Genomic DNA, 16,052 nt, shown 5'->3' with positions numbered 1-16,052 from the left:
CTTCCGAACATTTCTTGCAATACATTACTAACTTCAACCTGGCCAAGTCTCTTCAATAACTTAACAAATAGGATAGAGTTTACAACGGTTATTAGTGCATCAATAAAATCTGATGCCAGTAGTGCTGATACACTCGCTATATAAATTCTTAATGATATTAAAGAGACTAGAACGCTTGAGATAATAGAAAATGGGATGTAATACTTAATCAAAGTCTCCTCTTTAACCTTATCAGCTACTCTAAACGATATTAGATTTACAACATACTCTAACAGATATATTATGCTTACAGTAAAGCCATTTAAATCTAATTTTAAATAAAAGACTTGAAGTAGCTTCATCACTATAGCAGTTACAAAAGAAGCTATGAAGCTAGGTATAATCACTACAAAAATAGCCTCCTTAGATGGTACTAATTTGAAATTCTTCACTTCAGACGTAGTTGGTCTAAACAATAAGATGAAGAATATTGTAGTTAAATAAAATATCCCTAACGGTAAGAATATGTACTTGACTATTCCGAAATAATTTGTAATAGCTGATAAGCCTATAGAAGATAAGTAGCCCATCACTGTGATACTATACCTTTTTGAGTAGATTCCCTTTAACTCATTCTCATCAAAATTATATACAATTAGTGTTCTAAACTGCGTTATAAAGACCTGGGCTAGCGACAGTAGTCCAAACGATAAATAGAAGAACGTTAAGGAATTAAATGATAACAGGAGAAGCGATATCGCGTCTACTAGATTAGATAATAATACTGAATTTCTTGCCCCTATTCTCTTGACCACGAATAAAGATGGATATGATAATATCGCGGATAGTATATAATATGTACCAAAGAAAGAGGCAATTATTAAGGGAGAATATCCCAACTCATATGCGTAAATCGGGAAAATTAAATTTCTTACCATGCTTATAAAGCTGGTCAAGTAGTCTACCGTGTAAATATAATATCTAAGTGTAAGTTTTCTACGCTTGTCATCCGTCATCTTCCTCCCCTGCTATGAAGTTTCTGTTAAGGAGACCGTTTTCATAAAATAGTTGACATAATGGATGTGGTGCGTTAAAGTCCCTGTAGAACTCGTATGCATCAGCTCTGCAAAAGCCTCTACAATAGTCTTTTATTAGGCATTTTCCACAGATACCCTTAAGCTTTATTTCCTTTCTGTTGAGTATCTCGTGCGAGAAGATTTTGTTTAAGTCATCTCTCCTCACATTTCCAGCTCTCATTTCTGGGAATAGTGTGAATCTATGACAGATTGATACATTACCATTACTACTGATTCCAGCTATTCTCCACCAATGGCAACCCAAATTTAATAGAGTGTCCTTTAGCATGAATTCGGTAAATTCCTCTGGAATTACTGCTGGGGGAACGTTTAAGACTATGGGAATTTTTCCATCTAATTTTATTCTTAATGAATAGAATAGTCTTATTGCATCGTAAATCTCTTTAACCTTAGTAGGCTTAAGTAGTTTTGCCCTACCCTCTGGGCTTACCCATACGTGGACGTACCATACATTAGGGGATAGGTTAATAAGGAGGTCAATAAAACTATTTATTTTTTCTTCATTATATATCCAGTCTGTTATTACAAGGGTAGTTATTATTGTCCTTTTTACATTATATTGTTTTAAAAGGTGTAAGGAATTAACTGTTCTTTCAAAGGTGTTAGCTCCTCTAATACTTTCATGAACTTCCTTAGGGCCATCCAAACTTACACTTATATGTACTTTGCTTAGGTCAGAAATTGATTTCAGAAAATTATCATCTATTAAAAGACCATTAGTCTCTATACTTACCGTAATGTCCTTGGAAATTGTATAATTAATTATTTCTATAATATCCTTTCTTAAAAGTGGTTCTCCCCCTGTTAGTCTAATTTCTTTAACCTTTAATTTTTCAGCGTAATCTATGATCTTTTTAAACTCATCTAAAGAGAGTTCATTTTTAATAATCAATTTAGGTGAGGAAGGAACGTAACAGTGTGTACAAGATAGATTACACGTTAATGTAGTATAAATATAAAAAAGGTCTCTTTCATTTTCTCCCATTTTTATTAATCACCTCAACCCACTGTACCTGTATCGCAAATTACTGTCCCTTTACCACAACTTGTTAAACCAGCAAATATTGATGCTATGTGAGATAATAATGCTCCTTGAAGCTCGGACATTTTCTCACCCAAATATTTATATTTCATTTATATATATATTCCTCTTAATACCTTTCATTAATAATTTGTCGTAAAGTATAAAATCTTTAAGAACTAACAATTAACACTTAAAAAATGCTTTAAAAATCAACACATATACTAATAAGTAATTATAGTAAAGTTTTTATATATAATCTTTTATGTAGTAAAATATGCGAGAGTACAAAAAGATAGCTTGTACTATTGGTTGTGTAATTATTAAAGGACAGGAAATTTGTGATAATCCTCTGTATTATTATATTGAAGAGGGGAAAAAGCGTCTTATTATCACAAAGAAAAGAAAATATACTGTTGATGATTAATCACGTTTCTACTTTCTTAACCCTTAAAGTGAAAGACAGTATAAAGGCTATTAGTTCCATAATTATTACTATACCATCGCCCTCTAGCATCGTTGATAGATTATCAAATAAACTACTCATAAATACGGGAATCACTGCAACTCCTACGTTAGTAATTGCACTATACATCGAAGTAGCTAACCCTGCATCTGCAGGATCTGAAACGTAGTTTGTAACAGAGGTTAGTGCCATTGACCAATAGGCATTGCCAAAGAATCCAAATAGGAAGTAACCTAAGCCTATTAGAGTAAATGATAAGTTAAGGGTTAAGCTCATCGACATTATTACTATAGATATGAAGGAAAGCAATGCTGCAATGATTAACCCTAGCCTTAAGTTAAAGGATTCGAATATGGAAGGCAATATAATCGCTCCTAAAGCTGATCCTAAGAAGGTTAATCCTCCAAATAATCCTCCTAAACTAATGGCAATCAAGGGAATTACCTTATGTAAGATTAATACTGTTGACGCTATACTCCCGAACATTACTGAAACTGAAGCTATTGCTAATCCTACGTACCAGTTCTTTATCATTCCTAGATTAAAACTTCCCCTTAAAGACCTCTTAAAGTTCTTAGGGTAATCCCTTGTACCTAGTAAAACTAATATAAACGCTATAAGGGACAATACTGTTGGGATCCATAGAGTTAAAGATAAACCTAAGTAATCATATATAAAAGGTCCAATGAAAGAGCCCATAGCCATTCCCAAAAAAAGTAAGCCAATACTTATGCCCACTATTGTATGTGATCTGTTTTTAAAGAATGCCTCAGCTATACTCCCCACTGGAGCAACTGCTAATGGATACGCAAGAGACGCTATTATCCCAAAGGTTAGAAAAGTAGTGAAATTCAATAATAGTGCTCTGCCAATAAGTCCAATCAATGAGATAATGCTAGAAAGTATTAGAGAAGTCTTTACAGTAAATCTGGCTGATAAGTAGCCTGCTAGGATTCCCAAAATTGCCATTGAATATCCGTAAGACGAGATAATTAACAGTATTGAGCTAATTGAGACTTTGAACAAATTACTCAATACTGGTATGATAGGAGATAATATGAACCAGCCAAAGCCTATTGAGAATACTAAGACCCAATATGGGATTAGCTTGTTTAACATCGACGCATATATAGTTTACAAGGTTTTAAACATTTCTAGATTTATGTAGTTAGTTCTCTCAAAAATTTTAAGATGTGGATGCTATGAGAAACTTTAGGTCTTGACTATCTCATGGATTTATTAGACAATTTGAGCGATGTCCTTAAATACTTGGAAATGAACGTTTACAAAATGTTAATAGATTTACATGAGGATTTAGCTTACTCCAACCAACAGGGAATTGATGTGATTAATGGAGATTATCAATCTAGCATTAAAATGCTCAATGAGTTTAAAGACGCTTTAGTTTTCGCATCGATATTTCCGCACGTAGATACAATAGATGAGAGGAGTGAGGAGTTAACAAAACTCTATGGCAATTTTACGAGATCCACTAATTTCTCGTTCGAATTGTTCATAGACCAAATTAAGTTTTATTATTACTTAGACAGAAAAGGGGTTGCCAAAATAATTAAGAGTATGGATGACATTAGTAATAATGGAGTTAAACTATTACTATCCTTAGAGGGTACGGACGTTTTAAGAGATTATACTGACTTATACATTTTAAAAGAATTACACGTTCTAAACCTAGGCTTAACGTGGAACTATGATAATAAGTTTGCCTCATCTTGTATGTCTAAGAAGGATTATGGCTTAACGTCGGAAGGCGAGGAATTAGTTAAGCTTGCAAACTCTCTGGGTATAATAATAGATTTGGCCCATGCCAGTAAGAAGACAGTATTAGACGTTGCGTCAATTACTAAAAAGCCTGTTATAGTTTCTCACGCAAATGTTAAAAGATTAAAGGATCATAAGAGGAATTTAGACGACGAGGAGATAGAGGCTGTAGTGAAAACTGGAGGAGTCATAGGAATTACCGCAATAGTCTCCACTTTAAGAGAGGCAAATATAAATTCTATCGTAGAAAACGTAAAATACATAGGAGAGTCATTTGGTTGGGACTACGTTGCGTTAGGTACTGATTTTTTAGGCATTAGTCAAGTTCCTAAAGGCTTTGAGAATATACTTAAAGTAAGGGAGTTAGTAAAGGCTATAGAAGGTCATGAGGAACAGTTAATGTGGAAAAATGCTTATAGAGTAATTACCCAAAGTTTGGACTAGTGTCTGGGCAGAAGCTATAACAATTCTTCATTATTCTACTATTTGGGCTTAATTACTTATTCACATTATATAATTTATTTTAATCTTAAAAAATATTTATATTAATTATATTAACTAATACTTTTCCATTTTTGAATTTTACTAGTAGGGTTAATCAACGGTCGTTATTTTATCCTACATTACTAAATGTTAGGAACATATACTATATAAGTATTATAGTAAATATTAAATTAATTTATAATTACATAAACTTCTTATGACTTATGGATAAATTTTTATATAATTAAAGTAGAATGTAATACGGTGTCTACTAATGTATAAAAAAATTCTATATAGAGCATTAAGTAGGACTCTCGTAATAGCTATCGTAGTAATAATAGTAGTTGCTGCTGCAGCTGGTGCAGGATATTATTTCGTAACTACGTCACACCACGTCACTTCTCAACACGTAACTATAACATATTATGACGACCTAGCCCCGTCAGAAGCTAAGGTCTTTGATGGATTAATTATTCCTCAGTTTGAAAAAATGTATCCAAATATAACGGTGAATCTAGTATCTGAAAGTGCGGGTGACATAGTAAATAGCATAGAAGCATTAGAGAAAGCTGGGGATGTGGGTCCGGTAGTGATAGCTGAGGATAACTTAGTAATAGGAGAGTTATTATACGCCGGTGACTTGATGAATTTATCACCATATTCGTCAATGATAGAGATACCTAGTATGATTCCATCTATGACCAATTTAATGAAATATGAGGAGAGCGTATATCACGGCATATATTTCATTCCATTCAGAGGAAACATCCCATTAGTCTGGTATAACAAAACAGTCTTCCAAGAGCTCAATTTGCCCGTCCCTCAAAATTGGAGCCAGTTAATGCAAGACGCTAAGATCATATATGAGAAGACGGGTGCTAAACCCGTAATGTTCCAAGGCCATGGTGGGGCAAGTACATCTACTGAGCTTTATCAGTGGATGGTTCAAGCTGGAGGAAATCCATTTGTATTCAATGATAGTGGGGATATTCAAGCTATGACCTTCTTAGACGAATTATCTCAATACTTTAATCCAGAGTACATCCATGGTTATTGGGGAAGCTACAAAGGTTTAGTTGATGGACAATATTACATTTTGGATTATCAGTGGCCTTATATTTATTCAGTAATGGCATCTGAGGGAGTAAATGTATCAAATATTGGTTTCTATCCTGGTCCCGCTGGTCCTGTAAATAATGACCACCTAGTAGGAGGAGACGTCTTAGCAATACCGAAAGGTGCGACACACATTTATGACCTATTGTTATTCGTTAGATACTTACTATCAACACAAGTTCAGAGAGAAATTATAATGGTATTGGGAGAGCCAGCGGTTAACTCACAGGCTTATCAGAATCTACCATCTAACATATCAGCATTGTTTAAAGTAGAAGAAGAGGCTTTCCAGAACGCTTTCTTCAGAGAACCTGTGCCATGGATAAGCTATTGGGACACAATAGCAGATCAAGTATTTGATGAAATAGTAGTAAATCATGCACCGACTTCACAAATTCCAGCTATTTTGAGCCAAGCTAACGCTGAGATGTATAAGTATCTGGAAACTAACTATAACCAAACGGTAGCTCAAGAGTATGAACAAGGGGTATTCCAGCCATTATACGGGTGAATAAATTATGAATAGAGAGGACTTAAGGTATCTATTTTTTACTATTCCTGCAATTGTTTACATAGGTGTTTTCGCGTTTTATCCAGCTTTTGATGCAGTATTTTTAAGCTTTATTGGATCAGATGGGCAATTTACGTTGAATAATTATAAAGAATTATTTTATTTCAATATATACGGTACGATTATCGATACAATAATAGTAACTATAGGAGCCCTTCTGATCCAGTTATTGTTAGGCTTGGGTGTAGCATCAATCTTAGCTAGGGAATTCAGAGGTAAGAGTTTTTTCTCCACATTAAGTATTGTCCCAATGGGAGTAGCAACAGTAGTTTCAGCTATAGCATTTTCGTTCATATTTCAAACGGCTGGGGGTTACGCTAATACCTTCCTTACGATGTTAAAGATACATCCCGTAAATTGGTACGCTAATAGTTACATCTCACTTCTAGTGGTAATGATTGCTGATAGTTGGAAAAACACACCTATAGTGGCGTTGATACTCCTAGCTGGGATGATGTCAATACCTAAGGATTTATATTACGCTGCCTCATTAGATGGGGCAGGACCAGTGAGAAGATTTTTCTACGTTACGTTGCCTAACCTTAAATCCTATATCGCAATAGCTCTAATTATAAGAGGAGTTAGTGAATTTAATATTTTTGCATTACCTTTAGTATTAATAGGATTTCATCCACTTATCTTGACTACTCTTGCGTACGAGCTTTACTCCACTACTACAATATATCTCTCATCCGCTGCTGCAGTTATACTCCTAGCCTTTATCTCTGTCCTAATAGTCTTAAACATAAAATTAGGTGGGAGAAGATGAGTAAAATAGTTTACGTAGGTTTCGCAATATTTACTATATACTTCTTATTTCCCCTATACATATTATTGCTTGTAGCTTTTAGCCCGGCAAAATACACGATAGAGTCATTATATCCTCCACCTATTTTTAAACAATTTACATTAAATAACCTAATATTCGCGTTTACGCAATATAATTTTCTTCAACCTTTTATAAAAAGCCTTATAGTAGCTACGTTAGTGGGAATTATAGCATTACTAGTTGGAATTCCCGCAGGTTATGGATTAAGTAGATTACCAGCTAAGATAGCCTATCCCGTTTTAGTTTTACTATTAATAACGAACATGGTTCCGGGAATAGTAGTTGCAATACCGATAAGTGCAGAGTTCATAAAACTACATTTATTCGATACCCCAATAGGATTAGCCTTAGTTCAAGAATTAATAACATTACCATTAGCAACTTTCATAATGCAAGGTACCTTCTCAGCCATACCTAAGGAGATAGAATATCAAGCTAGGATAGATGGAGCTTCAGCTTTATCCTACATAGCAAACATTCTCGTTTCTACAGCATTGCCGGGAATTATAGCTGCGTTCCTTATCTCATGGATGTTCTCTTGGGACGAGTTCACATATGCAGTTATTCTCTCCCCCATTCATCCAACCTTACCTGTAGAAATCTATATAAATATAACTAGGGGGAACGAACTAGCTGCAGTAGCTTTTTCCTTAGTTTTCACGATACCTGTCATAATTTTAACCGTTATTCTTCAAAAATATTTGAAAGGTGAATATTTAACCGGAGGGATAAAAGCATGATTGAATTAGATAATATTATTAAAAGGTATGGTAGCTTAATTGTATTAAATGGTATATCTGAAAAAATTGAAAGTGGAGAGTTTTTCGTGATATTAGGCCCTAGTGGAGCTGGAAAGTCAACCTTATTGAAAGTACTAGCTGGAATAGAAAGAGCAGATAAGGGAAGAATTGTAGTAGATGGCAAAGATATAACAAATCTTCCTCCAGAGAAGAGAAATATAGCTATGGTCTTCCAAAACTATGCATTATATCCTAATATGACAGTATATGATAATATTGCATTTCCCTTAAAGATGAGAGGTATGAAAAAAGAGGAAATTCAGAAGAAAGTAGAGAGAGTTGCTAAGTTATTAGGGATTTCTGAAATTCTCAACAAAAACGTTACTAAAATAAGTGGAGGTCAACAGCAGAGAGTAGCATTAGCTAGGGCTATAGTCAGAGAACCTTCGTTTTATTTGTTAGACGAGCCTTTATCAAATTTAGATGCTAGAACTAGATTTATAGCTAGGGGAGAATTAAAAAGAATACAAAAGGAACTAAATGGGACTTTCGTCTACGTAACTCACGATCAAAAAGAAGCCATGAGCTTAGCTGATAGGATAGCAGTTTTACATAACGGAAAATTCGAACAAGTGGGAACACCAACAGATCTTTACGAATACCCTAAGACTAAATGGGTTGGAGAGTTCATAGGAGACTTCCCCATGAACTTTCTACCCGGTGATATATTAGGAATGCAAGGTATCGAAATAGGATTCAGACCAGCCTGGGTAAAATTAGGAGGAGAGTTTAAGGGTACGGTAGAGTCTGTAGAAGTAGTTGGAGACTCAATATATCTATCTTGTAAATTAAAAGATGATAAAAGGGTGATAATAGAATCTAAAGAGATGTTCGATGTGGGTGATGAGGTAACTTTTAAGATAGAGAAGTTTAGGAAATATAAAGATGGTATTTTAATAGATAAGGAATAAACTATTTTTTATTTCTATTTAATTCTTTATTTAAATTCTAGAATATATATGCCATCATATTGAAACTTTTAAAATTACAACATCTTATGTAAAGTAAAAAATCTACAAAAATTCTTTTACAAGACGAGAAAAGCCTAACCATTTGTGGATGATTTCTAAAATCTATAGGTTTCCCGAGCCTCTCGACACATGGGAGATGTGATTATATATGAGGGAAACCGATGAGATTCCATAAGGGTCGACTTTTAGAGCGAGAAGGAAGTCAGATTAAATGTATATCCTTTACCTCCTCCCCTATGTGTATGATAAAGAGATTGTTTTTCCTCTCAAAACTCTTATCCTTCTCTTTATTAACAATTACCTTTTTAATATCGTCTCTTTCTATCCAGTATAACCTCTTTACGTAAAACTTATTGGAGAACGAAATTCGTTTTTCTTCACTCTTAATTACAATATCGTCATATCTAATCTCCCCATTACCGAAAACTAATAGCTCATTATCTTCTAAGAGTATTATACTTCCCTCCTTGATATATATTGGTAAGTCATATGAAGAGTATACCCAACTCTTTCCTTCCAATATCTCATTACTCCAGTAATCAAACCACTTGGCATTAGGAAGATAAACTCTTCTCTTCTCTTGGTTAGGGTAGACTATTGGAGCATACAATAAGAACTTGCCAACCATATATTCGTCATCAATATAATAGCAACTTTCATCATCCTGGAATTCATAAAATAGTGGTCTAACTATTGGATGACCGTAGAGATTAGATTCTTTTACTAAATAATATAAGTATGGTAAAAACTTGTATCTTATATTTATAGCCTCTTTTACCTTCTCTTTATAAAATGAGGGAAGGTTTAAAGGCTCGGAGTCAATACCATCTGTTGCCTTATGACTTCTGTAAAATGGAAAGAATAATGCTAATTGATAATATCTCATGAGTAGTTCTGGAGAGTTCTCTATTTCATAAAATCCTCTACCTTGAAATCCACCAATGTCAATTCCAACATAAGGTACTCCACTAATTGATAAGCCTAAAACTAGTTTTAGTTGCAATCTTAAATCATCCCATGATGGAGTGTTATCACCAGTCCATATTGAAGCGTATCTCTGTATTCCAGCATACCCAGCCCTACTTAGGATAAACACTTCACTCCTCCCTGCTTTCCTAAATCCCTCGAATGTCGCCATAGCCTCATAGTAAGGATATGCATTCCTAACTTGCCAGTGATAAAACTTCCCATCATGAACTACATTATCTGGAAAAGTATAATAGAGTCGGTCATCCTTTACCTTTATTGGTAGATCCTTTAAAACGTTATTTATTTCCATAATTTTTGTAAAATCTGTAGGCTCATTCATATCTAGCCAAATCCCATCAACTCCTTGAGATAACCACTCAGAGATTAGGTTAGCCCACCATTCCCTTGTCTTCTCCCTAAAGAAGTCTGGGTAAACAGTATACCCTGGCCAAAGTTTGCCTACGAACATACTGCCGTTATCCAACTCACAATAATTACCAATGCCAGATATGAAAACGTTATAATTCTGGTCCACTCTAATACCATGGTCTACTATAGTGATCAGTTTAACGTTTCTTTTCTTCAATTCCTCGATCATTTTCTTAGGGTCGGGAAACCTCTCCCTATGCCACGTGAAGAGCTTATAAGAGTCCATGAAGTGAATATCTAGAAATACTCCAGTTATTCTAAATCCCTCCTTTTGCATCAAATCAACCAATTCTATCACACTATCTTGAGGAAAATAGGAATACCTAGATATCATATAACCTAAAGCCCAATACGGCAATAAGTAGGGTTTCCCAGTTAAGTCAGTATATTTTTCAATTACTTTTTCTATCGTAGGTCCTTCAAATACGAATATTTCCACAGATCTTTCCGGAACTTCTATTATTATTTTATTATATTCCTTAAACCCAACGTCAACTATTAGCCTACCAGCGTAATTTATGAAATATCCTTTAGCTATCCCATCATTAACAGAGATGAAGAATGGAATATTAACGTATAATGGGTCATCATATTTCTTATAAGCTCCTGCATCTACATTATACATGAAATATCTCTTCCTTTTCCTATCTAGTTCAAACGCTTTCTCACCTAAGCCTAGTATATGTTCTTTAAGTCCTAACGGTTTGGTTATAAGTAGATGATTACCTTCTTCCTTTATCTCTAAGGGGAAATCCTTAATCTCTATTTTACTTCCCCTAAATCCAAAATCTATGGGAGGAATAGGATCATTTATCATTAGCCTAAATATCCCACTTTTCTCATAAGCCTCTATTCTCATGGATCTAAAGCTATTATGTAAAAATTTAAAAGCTATCGCTAAACCGTAATATTTTTACAGCTCCATTAACGTTTAAAGTTATCTACCTAATTCGTTAAAGTATATATGATAATAAGGTAAATATTTCTTGTCATACTTATATATAATCTAACGTAATATACCTTAAAACGTACTATATTCTAGGATAATAAAAACTTCGAATTAGCAAAAAATTAGTACGTTATTTCGCACTTATTATGTAAAAATCAACTATGTATCAATTTAAAAAATCAAATCAAACTTGGAGCTATAGCATTCTAAAACTATTTTATCTTCTTAAAAAACTTGATATTACTCATAAGCTAATACGAATCTCTGAATTGATTAATAGATGTTTAAACCACCAATTATCTATATACCTCCACTTGTATTGTATATTTCGTTAAGACAGTTCTAGCATATATAATCTTAAAGAGAATTGGGTTAGAATTTAGGATGTATGAAAGATAATTTCGTTCATCTCGATAAAATTTTATTCCGACTTATACTTACGGATTTCGAGTAAATTATATGAAGAATATTTTCAACTATCTCGTCTTGTTGAGTTCCATGCTAGCTATGCTAATCTGAATGCCAGTTCTACTAAGCTTATCTTGTCGAACCTCGGAGTTAAACAAATAGAAGGCATTGTAGAATCACGCCTTATTGTGTAACCTTTTCCCTCTTATTAACATCACATAGACGCGGAAATCATTTTTTCTAGACTCATAAATAGTAATGCTCATCATAACATCAACCCTATAATTAATATTAGCCAACCAGTGAAAGCAAAGCAGTGTAAGGTAATAAAGTCCTTCAATTTGACGAAAGGTCAAGGCTAATGAAATCTCGTCCAGCAGTAAAAACCTAGGCTCTAAACTTGGGTGAGGAAATCAACTCTGACCCCAATAGATAACCTCACTCAAAATCTTTTCCGCAATGAAGAAAATCAATTTATATCAAAAATTATTGTTTATACTAACTCCTACAAGGTATATCCCTATAAACTTGCTTCCTTTTACCTACCATATGAAGAGGGTTGAAAATTCTGATTTTATGACTGTACTATATTTACACTATACTTATAAAAATATTTATTAATAAACTGTTAATTCGTATAAACCTATTCATATTTTGTTGTGAAATAAACTAAAGTATTCATTCTCACGATCGTTAACTTTTTAAAAGTTCGCTTAAGTACCTCCTCATCTCCATTAACCTATTCCTTGTTTTCATGTATTCGGTTATTAACTCTAACGTCTTTTCCCCCTTTTCTGTTAAGAAATAGCTCCCATTTTCAAATTTTATCAGACCTAAGTTCTCTAATTCACTTATATATCTCATAAATACTTGATAATTAAGTCCAGAACTATACATCAGCTTAGTCTTTTTACTGCCTTCTTTACATCCATTAAGAATGATGTAAATTATCTCTATTCTTTCTCTTCTTATGCCCATATTACTCATCATCTTTCTTCTGATTCTATAAATATAAATTTATCTATCCACCGTCTTGTAAAATCACTTAATTTTATATTTAATAATCTATACATCTGACCTCTCCTCCCTGCCCTAAAGGGTGAGGGTTTCCCTACTTTGTAATTATTTTATGTCTATCCTCAAACTGGAAGTATATAGTATCATCCGTAGTGAATGAGGTACTAAAAAAGGTTCTAAGATTAAATGCTTAAACCTTAATATCGTGGCTGTTATTTGATATATATAATATATTACATTATTCCAGATATGATAGAAATTTTGTTTGATAACAAATATCCTTGCTTCATTAATACTTATATGTTAAGCTCTTATCACAAAACGTATATCAGGAGGATTGTAGTATATGCCTAACTAACGTTAGTGTAACCTCATCTTTTTAAATTGGGATGACAATAAGAGATTAGACCAAAAATGAACCTAAAAGTCTTAGCCGCAATATCTGTAGCAATAGTTTTAGCAACACTGCTAGTATATCAAGCATTTGTAGCAGGCTTCGTGGTAAGCAACTCAACGAGTGGTAGCGTAGTGCAAATAGATTCAGAAAACGCATTACTGCAGTTAGATCCATTAGAGTTTAGCCAAATTTCGGGAAATGGCGGATTATCAATAACTTTACCTGCAATAGGACCTGGTACTGCTGACTATGCTGCATTTATATATGATCCTCCATCTCCTCCTCCACCGCCTCCACCTCCTCCAAGTCCTCCGCCTAGCGCTAAAGTAGTTGCAAGCTACTCTGCAGCCTACCTATTTGCAGTAGTTGAGGCAGAGTTCAACTATCCTGGTAATAATAACACGATGGCATATCTAGGGGCATCACTAGAGCATGTTATGAACAATAGCCCAATTCAAATAATAGTACTTGGAACTCATGGTTCTAGTGAACAAGCAATAACTACATTCCCTAACAATGCAATTAACATAATGCCTATGGGTAATGGTGAGGTAGATATTAATGGCGAGCAATTTGCAGTATTATCAACATATGGCTTACCATCTTCTGTTGCAACTGCAATAGGTAATACTACAGTCACTATAGGCAGTGGAGGGAGTAATGGAGAGGTGATCTATATACTAGTATTATTGCCATCTTATGGCGTTATAGGTGCATCTGCAGCAACATTCACGGCAGCATTGAACTTATATGGCTATCAAGCATAAAGGATAATAGAAAAGAGAATATAATTTAAAAGGGAGGGTTGTTTTTTTATGTCTACATATGTACTCACTTATTCTTTAAAAAATTTTTTGAAAATATTTTTAAATATACTCGTAATATTACTATTTATATTTTCCATCTTACTCGCATCTGCAAACCTATTGGGTAGACCAACTTTCATTGCTATAACGAATGGCTATAGTATGTACCCCGTGTTAAAGTCTGGGGATATAGTAATTGCAATACCGGAACCTTTAGCGGGAAAAATAACTAATGGTAGTATTATCGTGTTTAGGGATCCAGATTATGGCAAAATCCCGGGGTATCCCCCATACATAATACACGAAGTTGTTTCAGTTCTACCTAATGATACGTTTATAACTAAGGGGGTTAATGATAACTTTATCGACCAGATTTACATGCCCCCGGTAACTCCTTCAGAGATATATGCGAAGGCTGTCCTAATAGACGGAAAGCCCTTAGTAATACCATACCTAGGTCAAATATTACTTTCCGCGAGAGGGAATATCATAACCACCATCGTAATCTTCGCAATATTAATAGCTGTCCTCGTAGGGATAGATGAGAGAAAGAAGATTAGAAGGGTAGCTTTGCCAAGAAGAGCTTTATTGCTCTTTTTCACCATCGTTCTATTCTCTATTTTTATTATAATTTCAAGCACGTCAACTTATAGTTTCTTCGTAGTCTACTCAGTCTCTCATCAAGAAGGTATTTTAGCGGGAGGTGTGAATGAAGTTTCAGCAATTAACTTACAAGTACTCTTATATAACCAAAGTAAGTCATATACTTTTAGCGTGACTGACAAACTAATGTTACCAGAGGTAGTAATTATCACTGTTGAGGGAAATGGGACATATACGGTTAATCCAAAAATTATTACTTTATATCCCGGGAAAAGTGAATTAGTGAACTTGACGGTTGTGGGAAAAGGTTATGAAGGCTTACATCAACTATTAATCAAGGTTTATGTTATAGTAGCACTTATACCTCTCGGAGAGTTATTAGGTAGTCCATTATATACGTTGTTTCTCTACTCTGCTCTTGATACGCTATGTTTATTATTTCCAATATCAGTTATTATAGCAAGAGGTGAAGAATGGTGAAGATATTTATAACCTTTATTATCAGTATGATTTTAATATTGTCATCATTATTGTATTTGAGTTCATTTACTCCTGCTTTTGTGGTATCTAATGATTCCGTTTCTCATATAATTCCCCCTGCTCAGTTAGTGACTAGCGAACTTAATGGGTCTACAGTGGTGAAAGTTTACATTAATCAGCAACTCCTTTCAACAGCTAACAGTATAAAAGTAGTTATTCAAGGAGGTAACTACACTGATCTTACAGTAGATGGATACGTAACTAGTAGTAATCAAGTAATTTTGTCAGGACCATTTATTAATCCTCTAATTCAATTCTATACTACTAATCCCCAAAACATAAAAGTTTGGATTATATTTACATATTATGGAGGTGTTGGAGTATTAAGCTTAAGTATATAAGATTAGGCGTTATGCTGGCTTTAATAATCTCGGGAGTTTTTCTAGTATATTTAGGTTTAAAATCCAATTCTATAGTATTTATTCCACAACGAGCGTCAATAGGTTCATATTTTGCTGAAACTAAATATGTTACAACCTTTTATATAAATAGGTCTATACTTTTTAACAATGATACTGTAATAAATACTAATTCAATGTTTAGTGCCTTAACGGAAAAGCTAGTAATCAATGGTTATTTCAATACAACGGCTAATTATTATCAAGGGAATTACACGGCAAATTTGACTATAAAAACTCCTTATTGGTCAAAGCTTTTAGGAACTATAGGAAAAGGCAATTTGACCTCCCATTTCTTATCCTATAGTCCTAACTTTACATACTACAATAATTTAGTTAAAGAAATAAATAATCAGTTAAAAATACAAGGGATATCATACATTGTTATTTTAAACATAAGTGTTTACGCTAATTTAAAATATCC

At 33.9% G+C, this 16,052-nt stretch carries 14 protein-coding genes and 1 pseudogene; 10 read left to right on the top strand and 5 right to left on the bottom strand.

The features are described from left to right. Positions 1-995 (bottom strand): MFS transporter (locus tag DMP16_RS03505; RefSeq protein ID WP_143576897.1); only part of this gene is annotated, 995 nt, incomplete at its 3' end. Next, complete coding sequence (locus tag DMP16_RS03500; RefSeq protein ID WP_069281376.1) at positions 985-2,061, bottom strand: radical SAM protein; 1,077 nt, start codon at positions 2,059-2,061, stop codon at positions 985-987. The genes DMP16_RS03505 and DMP16_RS03500, both read right to left, overlap by 11 nt. Before the next feature lie 313 nt (positions 2,062-2,374). Here DMP16_RS03500 and DMP16_RS10875 point away from each other — a divergent pair, with 313 nt between their 5' ends. Further along, positions 2,375-2,524, top strand: a complete 150-nt coding sequence (locus DMP16_RS10875) for a hypothetical protein (protein WP_156770042.1) — start codon at positions 2,375-2,377, stop codon at positions 2,522-2,524. On the opposite strand, the gene DMP16_RS03495 is transcribed toward DMP16_RS10875, so the two are convergent. Continuing rightward, positions 2,525-3,682: an MFS transporter gene (locus DMP16_RS03495; RefSeq protein WP_069281375.1), complete on the bottom strand. Its 1,158-nt coding sequence runs from the start codon at positions 3,680-3,682 to the stop codon at positions 2,525-2,527. 171 nt (positions 3,683-3,853) lie between these two features. Between DMP16_RS03495 and DMP16_RS03490 the strand changes: the two genes are divergently transcribed. From DMP16_RS03490 to DMP16_RS03470, 5 genes are all read left to right on the top strand, one after another. Next, complete coding sequence (locus DMP16_RS03490; protein WP_143576896.1) at positions 3,854-4,786, top strand: dipeptidase; 933 nt, start codon at positions 3,854-3,856, stop codon at positions 4,784-4,786. Positions 4,787-5,099: 313 nt separating this feature from the next. Next, positions 5,100-6,452: an ABC transporter substrate-binding protein gene (locus DMP16_RS03485; protein WP_069281374.1), complete on the top strand. Its 1,353-nt coding sequence runs from the start codon at positions 5,100-5,102 to the stop codon at positions 6,450-6,452. A gap of 7 nt (positions 6,453-6,459) precedes the next feature. Further along, positions 6,460-7,281, top strand: a complete 822-nt coding sequence (locus DMP16_RS03480; RefSeq protein ID WP_069281373.1) for a sugar ABC transporter permease — start codon at positions 6,460-6,462, stop codon at positions 7,279-7,281. Further along, positions 7,278-8,081, top strand: coding sequence for a carbohydrate ABC transporter permease (locus DMP16_RS03475; RefSeq protein WP_143576895.1), 804 nt, complete (start codon positions 7,278-7,280; stop codon positions 8,079-8,081). The genes DMP16_RS03480 and DMP16_RS03475 overlap by 4 nt, the downstream gene beginning before the upstream one ends. Further along, the gene (locus DMP16_RS03470) at positions 8,078-9,052 is read left to right on the top strand and encodes an ABC transporter ATP-binding protein (protein ID WP_069281371.1); all 975 of its coding nucleotides are present in this window, start codon (positions 8,078-8,080) and stop codon (positions 9,050-9,052) included. The genes DMP16_RS03475 and DMP16_RS03470 overlap by 4 nt, the downstream gene beginning before the upstream one ends. Positions 9,053-9,314: 262 nt before the next feature. Here the strand turns inward: DMP16_RS03470 and malA are convergent, their stop codons facing one another. Both malA and DMP16_RS03460 read right to left on the bottom strand, forming a co-directional pair. Beyond that, positions 9,315-11,369 (bottom strand): alpha-glucosidase MalA, encoded by a 2,055-nt coding sequence (gene malA / locus DMP16_RS03465; protein WP_069281370.1) that lies wholly within the window; start codon positions 11,367-11,369, stop codon positions 9,315-9,317. A 1,191-nt stretch (positions 11,370-12,560) separates the two neighbouring features. Beyond that, positions 12,561-12,854: a winged helix-turn-helix domain-containing protein gene (locus DMP16_RS03460; protein ID WP_185957806.1), complete on the bottom strand. Its 294-nt coding sequence runs from the start codon at positions 12,852-12,854 to the stop codon at positions 12,561-12,563. 444 nt (positions 12,855-13,298) lie between these two features. Between DMP16_RS03460 and DMP16_RS03455 the strand changes: the two genes are divergently transcribed. The 4 genes and pseudogenes from DMP16_RS03455 to DMP16_RS03440 all read left to right on the top strand — a co-directional run. Further along, complete coding sequence (locus DMP16_RS03455; protein ID WP_069281369.1) at positions 13,299-14,048, top strand: hypothetical protein; 750 nt, start codon at positions 13,299-13,301, stop codon at positions 14,046-14,048. 48 nt (positions 14,049-14,096) lie between these two features. Beyond that, complete coding sequence (locus DMP16_RS03450; RefSeq protein WP_069281368.1) at positions 14,097-15,170, top strand: S24/S26 family peptidase; 1,074 nt, start codon at positions 14,097-14,099, stop codon at positions 15,168-15,170. After that, positions 15,167-15,571: a hypothetical protein gene (locus DMP16_RS03445; protein ID WP_143576894.1), complete on the top strand. Its 405-nt coding sequence runs from the start codon at positions 15,167-15,169 to the stop codon at positions 15,569-15,571. The genes DMP16_RS03450 and DMP16_RS03445 overlap by 4 nt, the downstream gene beginning before the upstream one ends. Positions 15,572-15,582: 11 nt before the next feature. Next, a pseudogene (locus DMP16_RS03440) lies at positions 15,583-16,052 on the top strand (hypothetical protein); the annotation flags it as partial.

Origin of the sequence: Sulfolobus sp. B1 (assembly GCF_007050195.1) — an archaeon.
Lineage (GTDB): Archaea > Thermoproteota > Thermoprotei_A > Sulfolobales > Sulfolobaceae > Saccharolobus.
This window is presented reverse-complemented; position numbering and strand designations above follow the sequence as displayed.

Excerpts from the sequence above, each read along its gene's own strand:
- DMP16_RS03500 (WP_069281376.1), bottom strand. The coding sequence starts at position 2,061 with ATGGGAGAAAATGAAAGAGACCTTTTTTATATTTATACTACATTAACG.
- malA (WP_069281370.1), bottom strand. The coding sequence starts at position 11,369 with ATGAGAATAGAGGCTTATGAGAAAAGTGGGATATTTAGGCTAATGATA.
- DMP16_RS03460 (WP_185957806.1), bottom strand. The coding sequence starts at position 12,854 with ATGAGTAATATGGGCATAAGAAGAGAAAGAATAGAGATAATTTACATC.
- DMP16_RS03495 (WP_069281375.1), bottom strand. The coding sequence starts at position 3,682 with ATGTTAAACAAGCTAATCCCATATTGGGTCTTAGTATTCTCAATAGGC.
- DMP16_RS03450 (WP_069281368.1), top strand. The coding sequence starts at position 14,097 with ATGTCTACATATGTACTCACTTATTCTTTAAAAAATTTTTTGAAAATA.
- DMP16_RS03475 (WP_143576895.1), top strand. The coding sequence starts at position 7,278 with ATGAGTAAAATAGTTTACGTAGGTTTCGCAATATTTACTATATACTTC.
- DMP16_RS03455 (WP_069281369.1), top strand. The coding sequence starts at position 13,299 with ATGAACCTAAAAGTCTTAGCCGCAATATCTGTAGCAATAGTTTTAGCA.
- DMP16_RS03480 (WP_069281373.1), top strand. The coding sequence starts at position 6,460 with ATGAATAGAGAGGACTTAAGGTATCTATTTTTTACTATTCCTGCAATT.
- DMP16_RS03485 (WP_069281374.1), top strand. The coding sequence starts at position 5,100 with ATGTATAAAAAAATTCTATATAGAGCATTAAGTAGGACTCTCGTAATA.
- DMP16_RS10875 (WP_156770042.1), top strand. The coding sequence starts at position 2,375 with ATGCGAGAGTACAAAAAGATAGCTTGTACTATTGGTTGTGTAATTATT.
- DMP16_RS03490 (WP_143576896.1), top strand. The coding sequence starts at position 3,854 with ATGTTAATAGATTTACATGAGGATTTAGCTTACTCCAACCAACAGGGA.
- DMP16_RS03470 (WP_069281371.1), top strand. The coding sequence starts at position 8,078 with ATGATTGAATTAGATAATATTATTAAAAGGTATGGTAGCTTAATTGTA.